General features: G+C 52.8%; 16 protein-coding genes. 11 read left to right on the plus strand and 5 right to left on the minus strand.

Annotated features, from left to right (window positions below; translation table 11 throughout):
* Positions 1–16 precede the first annotated feature (16 nt).
* The 4 genes from IPK01_01290 to glpX all read right to left on the minus strand — a co-directional run bounded on the left by IPK01_01290 (position 17) and on the right by glpX (position 4,660).
* A complete protein-coding gene (locus IPK01_01290) occupies positions 17–298 on the minus strand; it encodes a hypothetical protein (GenBank protein MBK7932132.1) in 282 nt (93 codons plus the stop codon).
* A 172-nt stretch (positions 299–470) separates the two neighbouring features.
* A complete protein-coding gene (locus tag IPK01_01295) occupies positions 471–995 on the minus strand; it encodes a DUF2085 domain-containing protein (GenBank protein ID MBK7932133.1) in 525 nt (174 codons plus the stop codon).
* A gap of 92 nt (positions 996–1,087) precedes the next feature.
* Positions 1,088–3,508 (minus strand): phosphoenolpyruvate synthase, encoded by a 2,421-nt coding sequence (ppsA, locus tag IPK01_01300; protein MBK7932134.1) that lies wholly within the window; start codon positions 3,506–3,508, stop codon positions 1,088–1,090.
* 108 nt (positions 3,509–3,616) lie between these two features.
* Positions 3,617–4,660 carry a class II fructose-bisphosphatase gene (gene glpX, locus IPK01_01305; protein MBK7932135.1) on the minus strand — a complete coding sequence of 348 codons (1,044 nt, stop codon included), beginning with the start codon at positions 4,658–4,660 and terminating at the stop codon, positions 3,617–3,619.
* Positions 4,661–5,038: 378 nt separating this feature from the next.
* On the opposite strand from glpX, the gene IPK01_01310 reads away from it, so the two are divergent.
* Positions 5,039–5,335, plus strand: coding sequence for a 4Fe-4S binding protein (locus IPK01_01310; protein MBK7932136.1), 297 nt, complete (start codon positions 5,039–5,041; stop codon positions 5,333–5,335).
* 55 nt (positions 5,336–5,390) lie between these two features.
* Here IPK01_01310 and IPK01_01315 read toward each other — a convergent pair whose 3' ends face one another.
* Entirely contained in the window at positions 5,391–7,424 is a 2,034-nt protein-coding gene (locus tag IPK01_01315) for a TonB-dependent receptor (protein MBK7932137.1), read from the minus strand.
* Positions 7,425–7,507: 83 nt separating this feature from the next.
* Between IPK01_01315 and wecB the strand changes: the two genes are divergently transcribed.
* The 10 genes from wecB (at position 7,508) to IPK01_01365 (ending at position 19,903) form a co-directional block, all read left to right on the plus strand.
* Positions 7,508–8,716 (plus strand): UDP-N-acetylglucosamine 2-epimerase (non-hydrolyzing), encoded by a 1,209-nt coding sequence (gene wecB / locus IPK01_01320; GenBank protein ID MBK7932138.1) that lies wholly within the window; start codon positions 7,508–7,510, stop codon positions 8,714–8,716.
* Positions 8,717–8,722: 6 nt separating this feature from the next.
* On the plus strand, positions 8,723–10,438 hold the full coding sequence (locus tag IPK01_01325; protein ID MBK7932139.1) for a glycosyltransferase: 1,716 nt from the start codon (positions 8,723–8,725) through the stop codon (positions 10,436–10,438).
* 139 nt (positions 10,439–10,577) lie between these two features.
* A complete protein-coding gene (locus IPK01_01330; GenBank protein MBK7932140.1) occupies positions 10,578–11,777 on the plus strand; it encodes a DegT/DnrJ/EryC1/StrS family aminotransferase in 1,200 nt (399 codons plus the stop codon).
* Between the two features lie 72 nt (positions 11,778–11,849).
* A complete protein-coding gene (locus IPK01_01335; GenBank protein MBK7932141.1) occupies positions 11,850–12,848 on the plus strand; it encodes a Gfo/Idh/MocA family oxidoreductase in 999 nt (332 codons plus the stop codon).
* A 69-nt stretch (positions 12,849–12,917) separates the two neighbouring features.
* On the plus strand, positions 12,918–13,574 hold the full coding sequence (locus IPK01_01340) for an N-acetyltransferase (GenBank protein ID MBK7932142.1): 657 nt from the start codon (positions 12,918–12,920) through the stop codon (positions 13,572–13,574).
* A gap of 37 nt (positions 13,575–13,611) precedes the next feature.
* Positions 13,612–15,090 carry an NAD(P)/FAD-dependent oxidoreductase gene (locus IPK01_01345; GenBank protein ID MBK7932143.1) on the plus strand — a complete coding sequence of 493 codons (1,479 nt, stop codon included), beginning with the start codon at positions 13,612–13,614 and terminating at the stop codon, positions 15,088–15,090.
* Positions 15,091–15,148: 58 nt separating this feature from the next.
* The gene (locus tag IPK01_01350) at positions 15,149–16,117 is read left to right on the plus strand and encodes a polysaccharide deacetylase family protein (GenBank protein ID MBK7932144.1); all 969 of its coding nucleotides are present in this window, start codon (positions 15,149–15,151) and stop codon (positions 16,115–16,117) included.
* A complete protein-coding gene (locus IPK01_01355) occupies positions 16,098–17,048 on the plus strand; it encodes a class I SAM-dependent methyltransferase (protein MBK7932145.1) in 951 nt (316 codons plus the stop codon). The genes IPK01_01350 and IPK01_01355 overlap by 20 nt, the downstream gene beginning before the upstream one ends.
* A gap of 4 nt (positions 17,049–17,052) precedes the next feature.
* Positions 17,053–18,369: an FAD-dependent oxidoreductase gene (locus tag IPK01_01360; protein MBK7932146.1), complete on the plus strand. Its 1,317-nt coding sequence runs from the start codon at positions 17,053–17,055 to the stop codon at positions 18,367–18,369.
* 16 nt (positions 18,370–18,385) lie between these two features.
* On the plus strand, positions 18,386–19,903 hold the full coding sequence (locus IPK01_01365) for a glycosyltransferase family 39 protein (protein MBK7932147.1): 1,518 nt from the start codon (positions 18,386–18,388) through the stop codon (positions 19,901–19,903).
* The last annotated feature ends 1 nt before the right edge of the window (position 19,904 follow it).

The raw sequence follows: 19,904 nt of genomic DNA on the forward strand, positions 1-19,904 counted from the left end.
GGTACTGCTCCAAAACCTATGATTCTATGACGTAATTCTTGCCCTGAAAGTTGTGCAGCCGCAGCTGATATTTATCGGCGCGATATTCATATTTTTTGCCGCCGGCACCGAGCTTTATCTGCCATCCGCCCGATATCATCTGCACCGACATCTCGCCGTCCGTTGGTGCTCCGAGCGACATATCAGGAAAATCCTTGTCCGCAACGCCCTTTTCTGCGACATCGCTCTCGTCAATTTTTAAACGTTTCGCAAGGTCAGCAATTGCAAGTTTTGTCGAACTTTCTTTGGTAAAACTCATACAAATTCCGATGTTCTCAATCTTGCTCTTTCTACGAATTGAAGTCAATAAAAGTTCGATCGGCCGTAAGCATCAAAAAAGAAATTTAACAGGATAAACAGGATGTAAAGGATAATCAATGCTCTATTCAGACATCTGTCCTGAATATCCTGTCCATCCTGTGTGAATTCCTTCAGGCTCTTCGATACGTCAAATTTCTCGTGATCTCGACAATTGCCGGCACAATATACGTCGCGCACGCCACGCCCAATATCAGGCCGGTCACGAACCGCGAAAAGTGGTTATTCTCCCAGATCCCAAAAACGGTAAGCGACCAATCAATACCGATCGGTATCATCGACAGGAACAGCCAAAACCTCGGCAGCGGCTCGATATCAGCGATATTCCGCCATAACGGATAGATCACAAATCCCGCGAAAAGCCCAAAATAAACTCCAAAACACCGTGAACAAACCCCAAACGGTTCGCCCGCGACGTGAAATGTCCGCTCCGGCAGTTGGTGGCAAATATAGCTGAAAAAATGATAAAGCGGAGTGGAAAAGTCGGCTAGCCCGTTGGCCTTCGCAACCGGAGCCGCAACGATCAGTAATACAAATGCCAACACGACCGCCAACCCAACGGCCCAGGCCCTGACCGCTTGTTTTCGCATTTTCGCAGCAATATCTTGTGGAATATAGTTTTCTGCGGATTCAGCCATCTTCACAAGGCCTCCGAAACAACTGACAACTAATAGCTGACAACTGATGATTTTAACCTAACAGTTATCAGTTGCTAGTTATCAGTTTTCAGTTATTTCGAGGCGGCCGCCGCCAAGGCTTGTTCCGTTTCGAGAATATGATGCGTCGTCTGTATGACCGTGTCCGGATTGAGCGAGATCGAGTTGATTCCGCGTTTGACCAGAAACTCGGCAAACTCCGGATAATCGGACGGTGCCTGGCCGCAGATGCCGATCTTTTTGCCGGCACGTTTGGCGGCGTCAATTGCCATCGCGATCATTTTTTCGACGGCGCCGTTACGCTCGTCGAACAAATGTGCGACCATCTCGCTGTCGCGGTCGAGCCCGAGTGCGAGCTGCGTCAGATCATTCGAACCGATCGAATATCCGTCGAATATTTCAAGAAATTCGTCGGCAAAGACAACGTTCGCGGGCAGTTCGCACATGGCGTAGATCTCGAGGTCGTTCTCGCCTTGCTTGAGGCCGTGTTCGGCCATCAATGCGATGACCTTTTTGCCTTCTTCGACCGTGCGGACGAACGGGATCATCGGCTTGATGTTGGTCAGGCCCATGTCCTCGCGGGCACGCTGCATCGCCTGGCATTCGAGCCTGAAACCGGCCTTGTACCGGTCGTCATAGTAACGCGAAGCACCGCGGAAACCGATCATCGGATTTTCCTCGACCGGCTCAAATTCCTTACCGCCGATGAGCATAGCGTATTCGTTCGATTTGAAATCAGACATGCGAACGATGACAGGTTTTGGATAAAACGCCGCCGCGATGCGCCCAATGCCTTCGGCAAGCGAACGGACAAAAAACTCTTTCGGATCTTCCTCGAGAATGCGCCCGGCGATCGTTTCGATGTCCTCGCGTTTCTTGAGGTTCGGGTAATTTACGAGCGCCATCGGATGGATGCCGATGTGGTTGTTGATGATAAATTCGAGCCTCGCGAGGCCGACGCCGTCGTTCGGCAGACGCGAAACGTCAAACGCATGGTCGGGGTCGCCGACGTTCATCATGACCTGTGTCTGCGGCCTTACCTTGTCGGTGATCTGCTGCTTTTCGACCTTAAAATCGATCTTGCCGTAGTAGATATTGCCGCGTTCGCCTTCGGAGCAGGAGACGGTGATGTCCGTGCCGTTCTTGACCTTTTCGGTCGCATCGCCCGTACCGACGATGCACGGAATGCCGAGTTCGCGGCTGATGATCGCGCTATGACACGTGCGTCCGCCGCGCTCGGTGACGATCGCCGACGCCCGTTTCATGATCGGTTCCCACGCCGGGTCTGTCATCGCGGTGACGAGTATCTCGCCCTCTTTGAACGTGTTCAGCTTCGCCGAATCAAGCATCACGTGTGCCTGTCCGTGGCCGATCTTTTCACCGACCGCTACGCCCGTCGCAAGCGGAGCTCCGTGCGTGCCGACGAGCTTGTATTTCTCGATGTAGTTGGTCGTGTTCTGCGCGTGGATCGTTTCGGGCCGAGCCTGGAGGATAAATAATTCGCCCGTGATGCCGTCCTTGGCCCATTCGATATCCATCGGCTGGTGCTTTCCGGCGAGCTTTGAATAATGATCTTCGATCGCACACGCCCACTGCGAGAGCTGCAAGACCTCAAAACCGGCGAGGCAAAAACGGTTCCGCTGCGTCTCGACCACATCGCGGACCTGCGTGCCCGTGCCGTCGTCGGCAAAGACCATCTTGACCTCTTTGACCCCTAGTTTTCGTGTAACGATCGGCCGAAAGCCCTGCTTGAGCGTCGGTTTGAAAACGATCCATTCGTCCGGCGTCGCCATCCCCTGCACGACCGCTTCGCCTAATCCCCACGCACCGTTGATGACCACAACTTCGCGAAATCCGCTTTCCGTATCCAGCGTGAACATCACGCCCGAGCAGGCGATATCGCTGCGCACCATCGGCTGAATACCGATCGACAAAGCGACATCGAAATGATCAAATCCTTTCGCCGTACGATACGAGATCGCCCGGTCGGTCCAGAGCGAGGCGTAACATTCGTGACAAGCCTCGATGATCCGCTGTTCGCCGCGAACATTCAATATCGTGTCCTGCTGCCCCGCAAACGCAGCGTCCGGCAGGTCCTCGGCCGTTGCTGATGAACGCACCGCGACCTCCAAATTCTTTTTGCCAATACGCGTACCTAGCCTGTTATAAGACTCGGTAATAGCAGCCTCGACCTCAGGCGGAAACGGCGTTTCGAGCATCAGGCGGCGTGCTTCGCTGCCGACGCGGGCGAGTTCGTCGAGGTCATTGACGTCAAGCCCCTTGAGCAGCGTTTTCAGCCGCTTTCGCAAATTATCGGTCTCGAGCAGCACTTCATACGCCCGGCTGGTCGTCGAAAAGCCATCGACCGAGCGCACACCTTGCCCCGTCAGCTCCTGAAAAAGCTCGCCAAGACTCGCACATTTCCCACCGACGATCGCCACATCGCCAGCGCCCACCTCGCTGAAATCAAGAACGTATTGTTTTGCGTCTTCCATAAAAAATAATAGAACGCGGATCGGACGGATCAGGCGGATAAACGCGGATCAAATCCTTTGGCAAATCCGTGCTGATCCGCTAAATCCGCTTCATCCGCGTTCCATTTCTTAGAATCGAATAACAGCGTCCGGCCCGCCTTCGACGTGCACCGTGTCGACGAAGCGGATGCTCTTGCTGTCCGTCGTCATGACGACGGAATGCGTGCGTTTGCCCGCTCCGAAGAATCTGACGCCGCGAAGCAGAGAGCCGTCGGTAACGCCTGTCGCCGCAAAGATGATCTTTTTGCCCGGTGCGAGGTCGTTAGTATCGTAGATCTTGTTGGGGTCGGTAATGCCCATTTCGGCGAGGCGTGCCATGACCTTTTCGACCGGCGGCACCTTTGATTTGTCCACACCGAGACGCTCGGGATCCCAGACGAGCTTGGCCTGTATCTCGCCGTTGAGGCATTTCATCGCGGCGGCAGTGATGACGCCTTCAGGGGCACCGCCGATGCCCATCAATGCGTGAATGTTCGTTCCTGCGACCGCCGCCGAGATGCCTGCCGAGAGGTCGCCGTCCGAGATCAGCCGAATACGGGCACCGGCCGCACGGACCTCGTCGACCAGAGCTTTATGGCGTCCGCGATCGAGGCACATAACGGTCAGATCCTCGATATCACGGCCCAAACGGCGGGCGATATTCTTGAGATTTTCGGCAACCGGAGCATCGATATCGACCGAGCCGCGGCACGAAGGCCCGACGACGATCTTGTCCATATAGATGTCAGGAGCGTAGAGCAAACCGCCGCGTTCCGCCGCCGCCAGCACGGCGATCGCGTTGTTTGCTCCCAAAGCACATAGATTCGTGCCCTCGAGCGGATCGACAGCTATGTCGACCTCGGGAAATTCAGCTCGGGCGTCATCCGAAAAGATGCCGCCGCCGACCTCTTCGCCGATGTAGAGCATCGGAGCCTCGTCACGTTCGCCTTCGCCGATGACGATGCGGCCGCGCATAGGGACCGTGTCCATCACTTCGCGCATCGCTTCGACGGCGACGTGGTCGCTGTATTTGCGGTCGCCCTGGCCCATTGTTTTGGCCGATTCGATAGCGGCCGCCTCGGTCACACGCAGAAAATCGAGTGACAATTCACGTTCAGCTTTGATGTTTTTCATTCAGTTTCCTTAATTGAACCGCAGAGACGCCTGGTAAAATGGTAACAGGATCGACATGATCAACATGATGTTCTGAATCGAAATACACTGGTTTTCCAATCCTGTTTATCCTGTGCATCCTGTTTGAATTATCTATGTCCCTAACGCGTCGTTGCGGTGAAGATCGTATAGTTGATGTTGAGATTCTACCACTTGTCTAACCTGATTTGACAAGCTATCCTTGGAGTATTACGGTTTTATTTTGCTTTGCAAAAGAGTTTGTAGAGTTCATTGAGTGTATTGGGTTCGTCGCGTAATAGTGATTTGTATATAAATTCACAAAACCCCAATAATTCAAGAAACTCGAAGAACTCAAAAAAACTCTATTAACTTCTAATTATGACTTATATTGTTGCCGAGCCTTGCGTCCAGTGTAAATACAGCGACTGCGCCGCCGTTTGTCCCGTCGAGGCGTTCCACGAACTGCCCGACAAACTGTTGATCAACCCCGACACTTGCATCGACTGCGACGCATGCCTCCCCGAATGCCCCGTCGAAGCCATCTACTCGGATATGTCCATTCCCGAGGAATACCTCCCGTGGCTCGAGATCAACGCAACCGCCGAAAATTACCCGATCATCAGCGTAAAGCAACCCGCCCTAATGGGCCCCGGCTGCTCCGGCCCGCCGGAATAGGTTTATTGATCGATCAAATTAGTAAGGGCCACGAACAAGCCGTTCGCGGCCTTTATTAGTTCCAACGAACGCCGGCGCGAAAATTGATCGGCGAGCTGACCGTTCGGATCGGAGTTCGGCTGGTCGGGTAGCGTGTATTCGTGACATTTTCGAGAGCGGCAAATATTGAGGCATTCTTCCCGACGCGGCGTGAGGCAAATAGGTCGATCTGGAGGAATGGCTCGAGGCGAAAGAGGTTTTGGTCGTCGTCGAACTGCTTTCCGGCGGCACGCCCCTGCAGGGCGAGCGTCCATTTTTCCATTGAATACCGGGCTTGGAATGTGACCTGATGCCGGGCGACCTGCGGCACGCGGAGGCCGACAAGTGTTGGGTCCGCGGCAAATTCAACGACACGCGAATCCGCGAACAGATAGCCTGCGGAAAAGTGCAGGCGGCGATATGTCGTCTCGGCCTCGATCTCAAAACCTGCCGACCGAGTCGCACCGACGTTTCTGCGTTGGCGGGTGATCAGCGTCGGCGTGGTCGAGATCGTCACATTCGAAACTGCCCGATCGATCTTTGTCCAAAACACAGACGAGCGAAGACTGAACGAACGGCGCTTGTAATTAACGCCGCCCTCAGCATTTGTCGCCCTTTCAGCCCGCAGATCGGCATTGGCGAGCGTATTTACATTGCCCACCCTGAACGAGCGGTATAGCTCATTCAGAGTCGGAAAACGAAAACCGGACGAAGCACTTGCGTAGACCGACACCTGGTCATTTGCATAATAGAGCAACGCCGCCTGCGGACTATATGCCGTCTCCGAGCGGTCAGGAAACGCCGTCGTCCCTGTCAGACCTGATGCGAGGCCAAGCGTCGATACGAGACCGCGGGTATTTTGCCAGCTGTCAAACCTGACGCCGCCGACAAGCACCAACTTCTCGCCGACCTTTACGAGATCCCGCAAAAAAGCCCCGATCGCCGTCTCACGGCCCCCGGCACCGACCTTAGTGGTCGCTAGCCCGCTGGAATAGACGATCTCATCGCTTGACCCGCGAACCTGCCGTCCATCTATACCGCCGACCAGCGAATGATCGCCTACGACGCCCGAAAATACTAACGAACCGCCGATATTCTGTGCCGGAACACGCTGTATGCGCGTCAGGCTCTCAGCCGTTCGCGTTGCGTTAACAGCGGAGAATGTCTGATCGTAGGTCTGCGTTCCGCCGTAAGCACGCCATTCGGCAGTGATCGTGTCACGCCGCGAGAACTTACCGCCCGCGACGATCTGACGGATATGTGTGCGATTCGTCTGAAGGCCGGTTCCGTTCGTTCGAACTTCGCCAAATATCGACGGCCTGACAAAGACCGACGCCGTTCTGCCGAATTCGCGGCGAACGCGGCCTAAAAAACTTGTATATCGGACGCCTGCATAACCATCCACCGGACCTCGATCCGCCATATCGACCGCACGAAACCCTTGCGTCTGAAACGCCGCCGCCGCTGCGTCAAACGTGAATCCTTGCCATCGAGTACCACCGAACCCTGAGCCCGAAAAGGTGTTCTGACCGCCGGCAAATGCCTCGGCAGAAAAAGCGTGATTTTGCGCGGCCTTTCGCGGTATAATATTGACAGCTCCGCTGAGCGCGTAGTCGCCGTAAAGGCTCGACGCACCTCCGCGAAGCACCTCGACCTGTTCCACCGCTATCGCGGGCACGCGTTCCCATTGAACCCAGCCGCCAAACGGATCACCGAGCGGCACACCGTCAAACAGCACCGCCGCACGGCTCGCACCGCTCGAACCTGTTCCTCGGAACGAAACACCCTGTGTTGTCGGGTTTGAAGTTCGGCTGCCGGTCCGGCGAAACGTCGAGAAGCCGACACTTTGCCGCAAGGTCTCGTCGAGTGTCGGAACTGCCGAAGTCTCGATCTCGCGTTTTGACAATACGGTGACGCTCGCCGGAGTTTCGCCGATCGTCGAGCCAGTTCGGTCAGCGACGACAACAACGTCTTCGCGGATCGGCTCCGGCGTTGGAGAAACGACCGGCGTTTGGCCGCTAAGTGTTGCAGCAAAAAGGAAGATCGTGCATATCGCCGCCGGCATTAGCATAAGAAAAGTGTTGCAATCGGGAACAATTCGATGTTTAGATATGTTATCACGGAGAAAATTTTGACTTTTAGCGAAAATACCCTATGTTCGACAACGTGACTCCAGGAGCAGCCAAACCGTCGCGCCGTGTGGTCGATTGGCGCATGAAGGTGCTCGTCCTGTTTGGAACGAGGCCCGAGGTCATCAAACTCGCGCCTGTCATTCACGAACTCCGTAAGAAATTTTTCCAGACCATAGTCGTTTCATCAAGCCAGCATAAACAGCTGTTAAAGCCCTTTCTCGATGCTCTCAAGGTCGACGTCGATTTTGATCTCGGAGTAATGAAACGCAACCAAACTCCTAGCGATGTCTGCTCTCGGATCTTGTCAAAACTCGACAAAATACTGGCGTCAGAGCAGCCCGATCTGATTCTCGTCCAGGGCGATACGACTACGACATTGGCAGGAGCTCTCGCCGGATTTTATCGCCGGATTCCCGTTGGGCATGTCGAGGCTGGTTTGCGGTCCGGCAACTTGATGAGCCCGTTTCCGGAGGAAATGAACCGCCGCGTTGTCTCGCAGATCGCGTCATTCCATTTTGCCGCGACCGAAAAGAACCGCCGCAATTTACTGGCTGAGGATGTCGGCAGTGAAAAGATATTTGTCACCGGAGATCCGGTCGTTGACGCGATGAAGCAGATGCTCAAGCAAATGACGCCGGGCGATAAGATCAAGCAGCTGATAAAATCGACCGAAGGCAAAAAACGCCTGCTGGTAACGACACATCGCCGCGAGAGCTTTGGTCCCGTCATGACGGCAAATCTACGTGTTTTGCGGGATTTTGTCGAAAAACGAAAGAACGTCTGCATGTTCTTCCCTGTCCATCCAAACCCCAATGTTAAGGCCGCCGCCAAAGAGATATTGGGCAAGTGCGACCGCATCTTTCTCATCGAACCGCTAGATTACGGCGACTTTCTGGCTGTGATGAAATCGGCGTGGTTAATCGTGTCCGACTCGGGCGGCGTGCAGGAAGAAGCTCCGAGTTTAGGCAAACCGTTGCTTGTTCTTCGCGAAAACACCGAACGCCCCGAGGCCATTCGATCCGGCGTTTCAAAGCTGATCGGCAATAATCCCGGTGCTCTCAAACGCCTGCTTGAAGAAAACTACGACGTCGAGACCTGGATCAAATCGGTCAAAGAGGTCGCAAATCCATTCGGCGACGGCAGATCTGCTGCCCGCATTGTCCGCGTTATCGAAGAAAAACTCGCCTCAAAGCCTATCCAGGCAAGGTCCATTCAGGGAAGCCTGTTTTAAACACCGATGTCATCCGGCGCAAAAATTGGCAAGCATTTACTCACCATTCTGGTCGAGGACTATTTTCACGTCGGTGCGTTTGAAAACCTGATTCACCAAAAGAATTGGTCAAATTTTGAACCTCGTTACGAACAGAACACCCTCAAAACCCTGGATATATTGGATGAGTTCGACACGAAGGCGACCTTTTTTGTCCTCGGATGGATCGCGGAACAGAACCCGAATCTGATCCGTGAGATCGTTGCCCGCGGTCACGAGGTTGCCAGCCGCGGGTTTTATCATCGCAGCGTCAAGAACCTGACGGACGATGAATTTCGCGTTGATCTTCGCCGCTCAAACAAGGCGATATATGACGCTTCGGGCCAAATGGTGATCGGCTATCGATCCGCCGAAAAGCTGTCATACACCGGCAACGATTGGGTCTTTGACGCGCTGGCGGACGAGGGATTTGCGTATGATTCGTCATTTCTACCCGGCCGAAACTGCGAAAAGGCAAAGCGGGCGGCACATCAGATACACCGCGGCGGCAAGGCTATCTGGGAATTTCCTTATTCGACACGCGATCTCAGCGTCGGTTTACTGCCGATCTCAGGCGGCAATTATTTCCGGCAGATCCCGTATACGTTGACACGGCATTTCGTTAGGAATTGGAATAAGGAAACGGACGCACCATTCGTCTCATATTTTCACGTCTGGGAACTCGACCCCGAACAGCCGCGTATCTCTGCCGCCTCAAAATACAACCGTATCCGCCATTATCGAAAGCTCGATAAAATGGAGTGGATCTTACGCGAAAACCTCGAACTATATGACTGCACGAGTATCGCCTCGCACCTCGGGCTATCAGATGAGATCCGAGAGAACGTCAAGGCCCACGCCGCAGCTGCTGACGAAACTGCGATCGAATTGATCTCGACTTCGGTCGAGCCGACACCAAAGATCCGGAGAAAGAATACGATACCGGTTTCGATCGTCATTCCCTGCTATAACGAAGAAGATGCACTGCCGTATCTCGCAAATACGCTTCGAAGCGTCGAGCAGCGGCTCGAAACTGTTGGTTTTAATGCGAATTTCATATTTGTAGATGACCGGAGTACGGACGCGACGTTTGAAATACTCGACGAACTTTACGGCGCCGAAAAAAATGTAACTATCGTCCGTCATGACGAGAACAAAGGCGTCGCTGCCGGTATTATGACCGGCATACGCACAGCAAAAACCGAGATCGTCGCATCGATGGACTGCGACTGCACATACGACCCTCACGAGCTTGCCCGCATGCTGCCTTTGCTCAGCGAAGAGGTAGATATGGTCACTGCGTCGCCATATCACAAGGACGGCGGCGTGCGAAACGTGCCGGGCTGGCGATTGTTTCTATCGAAAGGAGCTTCGTTCCTCTATCGCCGTGTTCTACATGCGAAACTCGACACTTATACTAGCTGCTTTCGCATCTATCGACGTGATGCGATGCTGGGCCTTCAACTGAATGAGACCGGCTTTCTCGGCGTTGCCGAAATGCTTGGAAAACTGGATCTTTCGGGCGGCAAGATCGTCGAATTCCCTTCGGTTCTCGAGGTGCGGCTATTTGGCATTTCAAAGATGAAAACGGCCCGAACGATCGTTGGCCATCTTTCGCTTCTCGCGAATCTCTCAAAAGTCCGGTGGTTTCGGAAATCCGAACCGATTAAACCTTCTATAACACTTGAGGAAAAGTCGCGTTAAAACGGCGATTTCCGAAAGACAAATCAGCCGTTCGATATCTTCTTGGAGACGATCAAACTTTCTCATTTCCCCTAACTACACGTTACAAAACACGATCATTAAATTTAATATGACCCCTACTGCAACAACCGAAAGACTTATGTGCCTGCCATCGGATCAGGATTCGACCGGACGGACCTTTGGCGAAGAGGAAATTCGCTATGTGACCGAGGCACTAAATAGCGGCACGCTGACAACCACGAAAGGCAAATTCGGCAAGATGCTCGAACAGGCTTTTGCTGAAAAGCTCGGCGCAAAATATGCGTACGCCTGCACATCCGGCTCAGCTGCCATACATATCGCGGTCGCGACCGTTAACCCGAATCCCGGCGACGAGATCATTACGACATCGATAACAGATATGGGGGCATTGACGCCGCTGATGTACCGCGGCGTGGTACCGGTATTTGCTGAGGTTGACCCGAAAACGCTCAACGTCACAGCGGAAACGATCGCAGCCAAGATCAGCGATCGCACTAAGGCGATCATCGTCACACACCTCTTCGGCAATCCGTGTGTAATGGATCCGATCATGGCACTCGCGAAAGAGCACAATCTGCCCGTCATCGAAGATTCGGCACAGACATTCCTGGCAAAATGTGGAGATAAATATGCGGGAACAATAGGCGACATAGGCTGTTTTTCGCTCCAACAGGGCAAGCACATGACCACCGGCGAAGGCGGCATGGTCGTCACAAACGACGAAAAGATCGCCCGGCATATGTTCCTGTACATCAATAAGGCCTGGGGCTACGGCGATGCGAACGCAGATCACTATTTCATGGCCTTGAACTACCGCGTTAGCGAACTTCAGGCGGCCGTCGCTCTCGGACAGCTCGAAAAGCTCGATGATTGTGTATCTAACCGGCAGAAAACGGCGGCGATGTTCGAAGAACTGCTGAAAGGCATCGACGGCATCGAAGCACCTGTGATCGAAGCCAATGCGACACACGTTTACTGGAAATACTGTCTCACGGTCGATGACTCGGTAATCGAAGGCGGTTCGCCCGCACTCGCGGTTCTTCTGAAAGAAAAGAACATCTTTTCGGCTCCGCGCTATATCGTCAAACCGGCGTTCATGTGCCAGGTCTTCCAGGAAAAGAACACTCTCGGCGACAGCCAGTTCCCGTTCAACCTCGCCCGAGAAGGTGCGGTCGATTACGAAATGGCAAATTATCCACTGACCGCGAAGGCTCTACACGACGTTCTCGTCCTGCCGTGGAACGAAAAATACACCGAGGAACACGTCCGCTACATTGCTGACAACGTACGAATTGCCGCCTCGAAATTGAGAAAGTAAATTAACAGGATATGCAGGATGAAAAATAAATCCTTTATATCCTGTCCATCCTGTTTGAAACCAACTTAATATATGAAGAAATTAAAATTTGGACTAGTCGGAGCCGGTGGTATCGCACAGGCGTATGCTCAGGCATTTAATGAGAGCGAATGTTGTGATCTCGTCGCCGTTGCCGACGTTCGCGAAGCCGCTGCGAACGCCTTGGCAGAGATCGTTTGCGGAACTGCCTTTGGCGACTATCAAGAGCTCGCCGATCTCGAACTCGATGCGATGATCGTCGCAACGCCGCCGAGCACACATCCCGAGATCGCATGTTTCTTTATGGAACGCGGTATCGCGGTGTTGTGTGAAAAACCCCTGTGCTTGAGCGTTGCCGAGGCTGAAAGGATGATCGTCACTGCGGCCCTGAACGACGTTCAATTTACCATGGCGTCGAAATTTCGCTACTGCGAAGACGTGATCAAGGCAAAAGGTATTCTCGCCTCGGGTATGCTTGGCGAGGTTCTGCAGTTTGAAAATTCCTTCACGGCAAAGGTAGATATGTCGCAGCGTTGGAATTCAAATGCGGAGTTTTCTGGCGGCGGCGTGCTGATCGACAACGGAACGCATTCGGTCGATATCATCCGGTATTTCATGGGCGGAATCGATTCGGTCCTGGTCGTTGATGCCGGCGGCACGCAGGGCCTCTCGGTCGATGAGAACGTCAAGATGTTTGCCAAAACAAATGGGAATGTCACTGCGAGCGTCGATCTGACTTGGGGTATCAACAAAGAGCTGCCATATTTCATCAGCATTTACGGCACCAGCGGCACACTCCATATTGGATGGCGCGAATCAAAGTACAAGACCAACTCAAGCCCGGATTGGACCGTTTTCGGCAGCGGATATGACAAGGTCGCTTCGTTCAAGGGCAAGGTCGAGAACTTCAGCAAAGCCCTGCTCGGCAAAGAAGAACTATACATCAAACCCGAAGACGCTCTCGCATCCGTCCGCGTGATCGAGGCCGCGTACAAATCACTCAACCAAAACCTCTGGCAACCGGTGGTTGAAAAAACTCTGGCAGCAAATTAACTACTTAGAAACATAGGGCACATAGAATAAGCCTAAGTGTCCTATGTTTCTCTGTGGTAAAGATCTCTTATGGCACGTATACATCCGACAGCAATAATCGAAGACGGCGTCACGTTTGGCAAAGGTACAAGCGTTTGGGACAACGCACACATCCGTCACGGTGCGAGCCTAGGCGACGAATACATCGTCGGCGAAAAGTCATACATTGCCTACGACGTTAAGATCGGCAACCGCGTAAAGATCAATGCTATGGTCTATATCTGTGCCGCGGTAACGATCGAAGACGGCGTGATGATATCGGCCTCGACGACCTTTACCAACGACCGCTTCCCACGTGCGACATTTCCCGATCTCAAATCGCTCCGCCCAAGCGAACCCGACGAACACACTCTGCCTACACTCGTCCGCGAAGGCTCGACCATCGGAGCGGGGTGCATTATCGGCAACGACCTCGAAATAGGCCGCTGGGCAATGGTCGGGATGGGGTCGGTAGTCACCAAGTCAGTCCCTGATTTTCATCTTGTCCTTGGGTCGCCGGCACGATCCGTCGGGGCAGTCTGCAAATGCGGGCTGCTGTTCCATAAATTCGCGGACGGCAACAATGGCGAGTTTGCATGCGAATGCGGACTCGACTATTCGATCAGCGACTCTTTCGTCGCTGAGAAGAATGTAATCGCAGAGTCGCCGAAGATGGCAGAGACAGAGACCGAATTGGCTTTTCCTTAACTCTGCGTCCGCAGCGTTCTCTGCGTTTAATTTCTCTATGACCCAAAACATCGCTATCGTCGGTTCCGGTTTTCTTGGTTTAACGCTTGCATTGCGCCTTGCGGAACGTGGCGATACCGTGACGTTGCTCGAATCGGCCGGTGAGATCGGCGGCCTGGCATCGGCATGGGAGATCGGCGATGTCACTTGGGACAGGCATTATCACGTCACGCTCGCATCTGATGCGAACACGCGAAAGATCGTTGAGGAACTCGGACTTGGAAACGATTTCAATTGGGTCGAAACAAAGACCGGATTCTACACTGACGGCGAACTCGTTTCGATGTCCGACACTATGGAATTTCTGCGGTTTCCACCGCTTGGTCTCATTAGCAAACTTCGGCTCGGAGCAACGATATTTTTCGCATCACGCTTAAGGGATTGGAAAGCACTCGAAAAGATCCCGGTCGAGAACTGGCTGACCAAGCTCTCAGGCAAGAGGACGTTCGAAAAGATATGGAAGCCGTTGCTCAAAGCCAAGCTCGGCGAGGCATACAAAGACGTGTCTGCTGCGTTTATTTGGGCGACGATCCAGCGGATGTACGCAGCCCGCAACTCGGGGCTCAAAAAAGAAATGTTCGGCTACGTCCGCGGCGGCTATGCACGGGTGCTTGAGCGTTTCGGCGAAGTTTTGACGGAAAAAGGCGTCGAGATCAGGCTCAATTCCAAGGTCGAAGAGGTCGAAAAACTCTCAAACGGCCGGTTACAGGTCCATACGGCGGCGACCCGAAGGCGGACTGACAAGAAAGGGCGTTTGTACCCGCAGAAGGCCAAATACGCCCGTGTTCTGCCAGCGGTCGCTGTCTCGGGTTTCTCGAGCGGATTCTTGTCCGAACCTGCATTACCCGCCTCTCGGCGAATGCAGGGGGAGGCAAACACATTCGACAAGGTGATACTGACTTGCCCGTCAAATGTCGCAGCGAAAATGGTTCCGCAATTGTCGGTGAATGAAAAGCAGGACCTGGAAAATATTCGATATCAGGGTATCGTCTGCGCATCGGTACTGATGAAATGCTCGCTATCCAAATATTACGTCACAAACATCACCGACGAAGCTCCGTTCACGGGCGTGATCGAGATGTCCGCACTCGTTGATAAAAAAGAATTTGGCCGCAATGCCCTTATCTATCTGCCAAAATATGTCGCGTCCGACGATGAGCTTTTTGATAAGTCGGACGAGGATATCGAAAGATCATTCCTCGCCGGCCTCGAACAAATGTACGTGCATTTCCGACGGAAGGACGTGCTGGCGTTCAAGGTATCGCGTGTTCGGCAGGTGTTTCCGCTGCCGGTCCTAAATTATTCCGAATCGCTCCCGCCTGCAAAAACGTCGATCGACGGCCTGTATGTCATCAATTCGTCGCACATCGTCAACGGCACGCTGAACGTCAACGAAACGATCGCGTTGGCAGAGAATTTTCGTGGGGAGATAGAGGCAGAAACACGACCGGTAGGGAGTGTGCTTCATCAACGTTGAATAAGTCCCCAGAGAAAGAAGGCACCCTTACTACCGTGCGGGCTTCTGCATCATATCTATGAAACCGATAGCAAGCTTATCGCTCGACCTCGACAATAAATGGTCGTACATGAAAACGCACGGTGATGCCGAATGGGAATCGTTCCCGACGTATCTCGATGTGATCGTGCCGCGTGCTCTTGCGTTCCTGGCGGAGCGAAAGCTTGATATTACGTTCTTCGTCGTCGGCCAAGACGCGGCGCTAGAGAAAAATCGCGATGCGATCGCCTCGATCGCTTCTGCCGGGCACGAAATCGGAAATCACTCGTTCAATCACGAACCGTGGCTGCATCTTTATTCGAAAATGGAGCTTTCCGAGGAATTTGAACGGACCGAGAATGCGATCTTTGACGTGACCGGCAAACGAACTGTCGGCTTTCGCGGCCCAGGTTATAGCCTCAGCCCAACGGTACTTGAGGTCATGGCAGAACGCGGCTATGAATATGATTGTTCGACGCTGCCGACCTATATCGCTCCGCTTGCGAGAGCATATTACTTTTTCAAATCGCCCGAGATGTCCGACGAGGAACGCGAGAAGCGTAAGAAATTGTTCGGCAAATTCTCCGACGGCTTTCGTAGTCTAAAACCCTATTCATGGCAAGTCGGTTCCGGCTCGATGATCGAGATCCCGGTCACGACGCTCCCGATATTCAAGACACCGATCCACGCAAGCTATCTTTTATATCTCTCGACGTTTTCGAAGACGGCCGCTCGGTTTTATTGGAAATCGGCTCTTGCGATGTGCCGAATGACGGATGTTCAGCCGTCGATATTGCTTCATCCGCTCGACTTCCTGACTGGTGACGATGTACCGGAATTGAAGTTCTTCCCTGCGATGGGCATGCAGATCGAACAAAAGCTCTCGCTGATGGCCGAATTCATTGACGAATTTGCCGCCAGATTCTCGATCACCACGATGCGTGAACATGCCCAAAGTCTCGCAAACCAGCCGATAAAGGCTCTGGATTATGGAAAACAACCGGCTTGAACTTACTCCGGCAATTTGCTGTCTCTGCGGTGCGGACGACGCCGAAGCGATCGGCGTCGGTTTTGACTATGAATACAAAACGACTGACGACCGTTTTTCCGCCGTTCAATGCCGAAAGTGTTCGTTAGTTTACCTAGATCCGAGGCCGACGCTGGCCGATATGGAGACGATCTACCCGGCCGAATATCATGCATGCGATTTTTCCAAGGAGGATTACGGCCTGGTACACAAGATCCGTTCGCGGCTCGAGGCACGCCGGTTGTTGGATTATTGCGGGCCTTTGCCGGACGGAGCCCGGATCCTAGATGTAGGCTGTGGCGACGGTTTTCACTTGCGGCTGCTCCGCGAATTTGGGAACAAGACATGGGAACTTGAAGGCATCGATCTCGATCGACGCGCGATCGAGGCGGCCGAAAGTTCAGGGTTGAAAGTCCATTTCGGTAGTGTCGAATCGCTAGATCTCGATAACGGCAGTTACGATCTCATCTTCATGATCCAAACGATCGAGCACGTGGAGCGTCCAGATGAGATCATGTCTGCGATCTTTCGCCTGCTCAAAACGGGCGGCCGTTTGGTGATCGTTACCGACAATACCGATTCCATCGATTTTGGCCTTTTTAAAAGCAGCTATTGGGGCGGCTATCATTTCCCGCGGCATTTATGTCTATTCAACAAAGTCTCGCTCACAAGACTCGGAGAGAACGCCGGTTTTAGGGTCGCGAGTCTTACCACGCTCGTAAGCCCTGTTAACTGGGTCTATTCGATCCATAATGCACTCGTCGATAAGCGGGCTCCGAAATTTCTGATCGACCGCTTTACGCTTCGATCGGTCGTCTCGCTTTCGGCATTTACCCTTCTCGATATTGCTTTGCAAAAGGCAAAACGCGGGGCACTGCTCCTTGCGAATCTGCAGAAACCGCAAGCAAATTAAGATCATGAACGAAGACACACGACCAATTGCCATTATCGGAGCCGGCCTCGCCGGATTGACCGCCGCGAGGTACCTACACGACCGAGGTGTTCCATTCATCTTGTTCGAAGCCGGACAAAAGATCGCAGGCCTCGCCGCAAGTTTTAAGGACGACGAAGGGTTCAGTTATGATTTCGGTGCACATTTTGTCACGAACCGTTTGGCTGACGCGATCGGCGTTGGCGATGAATGTTTGACCGTTAAACACTATGGCGAGGTTGTTTATCTTGGGGGCAAATTGTATTCATATCCGTTCGGCCTCGTCAGGGTGCCTCGTATGACTATGAGTGCGATCAAGACAAAATTGTCCGGAAACGGCCACAAGCCATCATCCGCCGCAGAATGGTTCAGAAAGAACTACGGCCCTGCCTTGGCTGACGAGGTCGCTCTGCCGCTTATCGAGGCATGGTCGGGGGCAAAGGCAGACGATCTTTCAGCCGCCGTCGGCGAAAGCCTGCCGGGAAGTATCGCGAAAACGCTCTACCTGAAAGCCGCCAGCAAAGTAACCGGCCGTGCCGTTGCCTGCGGTTACAATCGGGAAAAGCCGGAATCTGCTGCCGTTTACCACGTCTATCCCGAGAAAGGCGTCTCGACACTCTGCGAGAAGCTTGCTGACGGACTCACGGACCACATAAGGCTCGATACACCAGTCGAGGAGATCATCGTCGAAAACGAAAGGGTTGTCGCTCTAATGGCCGGGGGCGAACGATACGATGTCTCAGCTGTGGTCAGTACGGCTCCCGCCAATATTCTGGCCAAGCTTGTGACCGGAACGAACGCCCTTGATGACTTCAGGTCATTTCGATATCGGCCGATGATCTTCGTGAATATGAAGTTCGAAGGCCGTGGCCTATTGCCGGACACCGTTTTGTGGTTCCCTGAAAAGGAGTTTCCATTTTTCCGCCTTACCGAGGCAACGCTTTCAATGCCCTGGCTCGCTCCGGAAGGAAAGACCATGATCACTGTCGATATTGGCTGCGAAAAGTGCGATGAGTTTTGGGAAATGCCCGAGGAAAAAATGATCGAGATGTGTCTCGAGAATCTTTCCCGCGTGGTTCCCGAGGCTCGAGGAAAGTTCCTCGGAGCCAAGATACTGAAAACGCCGATCGCCTATCCGGTTTACCTTAACGAATACGAAACGGCACGTAAGGCGTTTGAACGATCGACCAATATTGATAACCTCTTGTCGATCGGCCGAAACGGCGAATTCTCTCATATCTTTATGGAAGATGTGTATTGGCGGACGCGAAAAAAGGTCGGAGCTCTGGTAGATTCGTTGTGATCCGAGGCTTACGATAATGTCGAGACCGACCGGAAAATGGATGCTTGTCATGCTCGTGATACTTCACGCGCTTATCGTGCTGCCGCTCGCGTATTTGCTCAACGTATGGGTTGACGAAGCCTCTACGCTCTATACGACTTCGAATGGCATCGTTGCCACCTTCTCTAATCTTTTCACCAACGAAAAACAGGCTCCGCTCTACTTCCTGTTGCTCAGTATATGGAGCTCGATCGACAGCTCGATATTTTTCGCCAGGCTGTTTTCGGTGATCTGCAGCCTGCTTTCGATCATTGTATTTTTCCGCTTGGCAAACAAGATATGGGAACGGCACGATGCTCTTACGGCCTCGGCCCTATTCGCATTTCACCCGTATCTTTTTTGGGCGAGCCTTGAGATCAGGCTCTATTCATTGGTCATTTTACTTACGTGTCTGCTGCTGAATTTCTTTGTCGATGGATTTTTGAGTGATGAAAACGATGAGACAAGTTCACGCAAACAAACGACCGCTCAGGTTCTTTATGCTGTAACGGCATCGCTTTCACTCTACACAAATTACTACTTGGGCTTTCCGATCGTCGGCGGATTTGCTGCGTTGCTCTTGCTGCGACGTTGGCGAGATGCAAAGAAATACTTCCTTTGGATGAGTGCCGTTGGCGTTTCGATCTTGCCGTTGTTGTATATAGTGAACTTGCAGTTTGCGGATCGAATTGCGAATTTTCAAGATGAGAAATCTCTTACCGAAGGCCTGCGAATGGTCTGGAATCACTTCCTAACATTTGCTCTTCCCAGCGAGATCTATGCTCCGGAAGATCAGACTACATGGTCACTGGTCCGACTGTGGATCGTGAGATTGACAATTGTCGGCTCGCTCATCGTTCTGATAAAAAACAAAGGTCGAGACATCGACAAATCTGTCGTTTTCTTCGCGGCCATTGTCGTAGTTTCGGCCATATTTCTGGTCTTTGTATATTTCCAACTCGGCGCGAACCACATTGAGATACGACATGCAGCGATCTATTTCGTAGCTATTTTCGCACTGGTTATCGGCCTGATGTTCAAGGTAGTGCCGATGAGTTATCGCATCTTCGCGATCATGGTGTTGGTGATGTTTTATGGTTACGCACTGCTCACACTTTATCCAAACAGCGTAAAACAGGGCGATTGGGCGAACGTCGCGGCATTTGTTTCGGCAAACGAATCGCCTGGTCAGCCGATCATGGTGTTCCCCGTTTTCGAGACTGTCGGAATGCGTGCTTACTACAACGGGGCGAATCAGGTTTTGCCCAATGACAGGATATTCTCGTTCACTGCGGACGGGCCGACAGGGACATCATCTAGACACGCTCGAGAGATACCGTTCCTGATCTCGCAAATTCCGGCCGATGCGAAAGAGTTCTGGCTCCTGACCGGCGACAGTTGTTTGGACATCGAAGCTTGTTCTCCATTGGAAAAATTTGTTGATGCGAATTACACTGTTTTGCAGGAACAAGATTTTTATCGCGAAAAGGTTCGCCTTTTGAGAAAGAAACAATGAT

It is taken from the genome of Acidobacteriota bacterium (genome assembly GCA_016713675.1).
Classification (GTDB): domain Bacteria; phylum Acidobacteriota; class Blastocatellia; order Pyrinomonadales; family Pyrinomonadaceae; genus OLB17.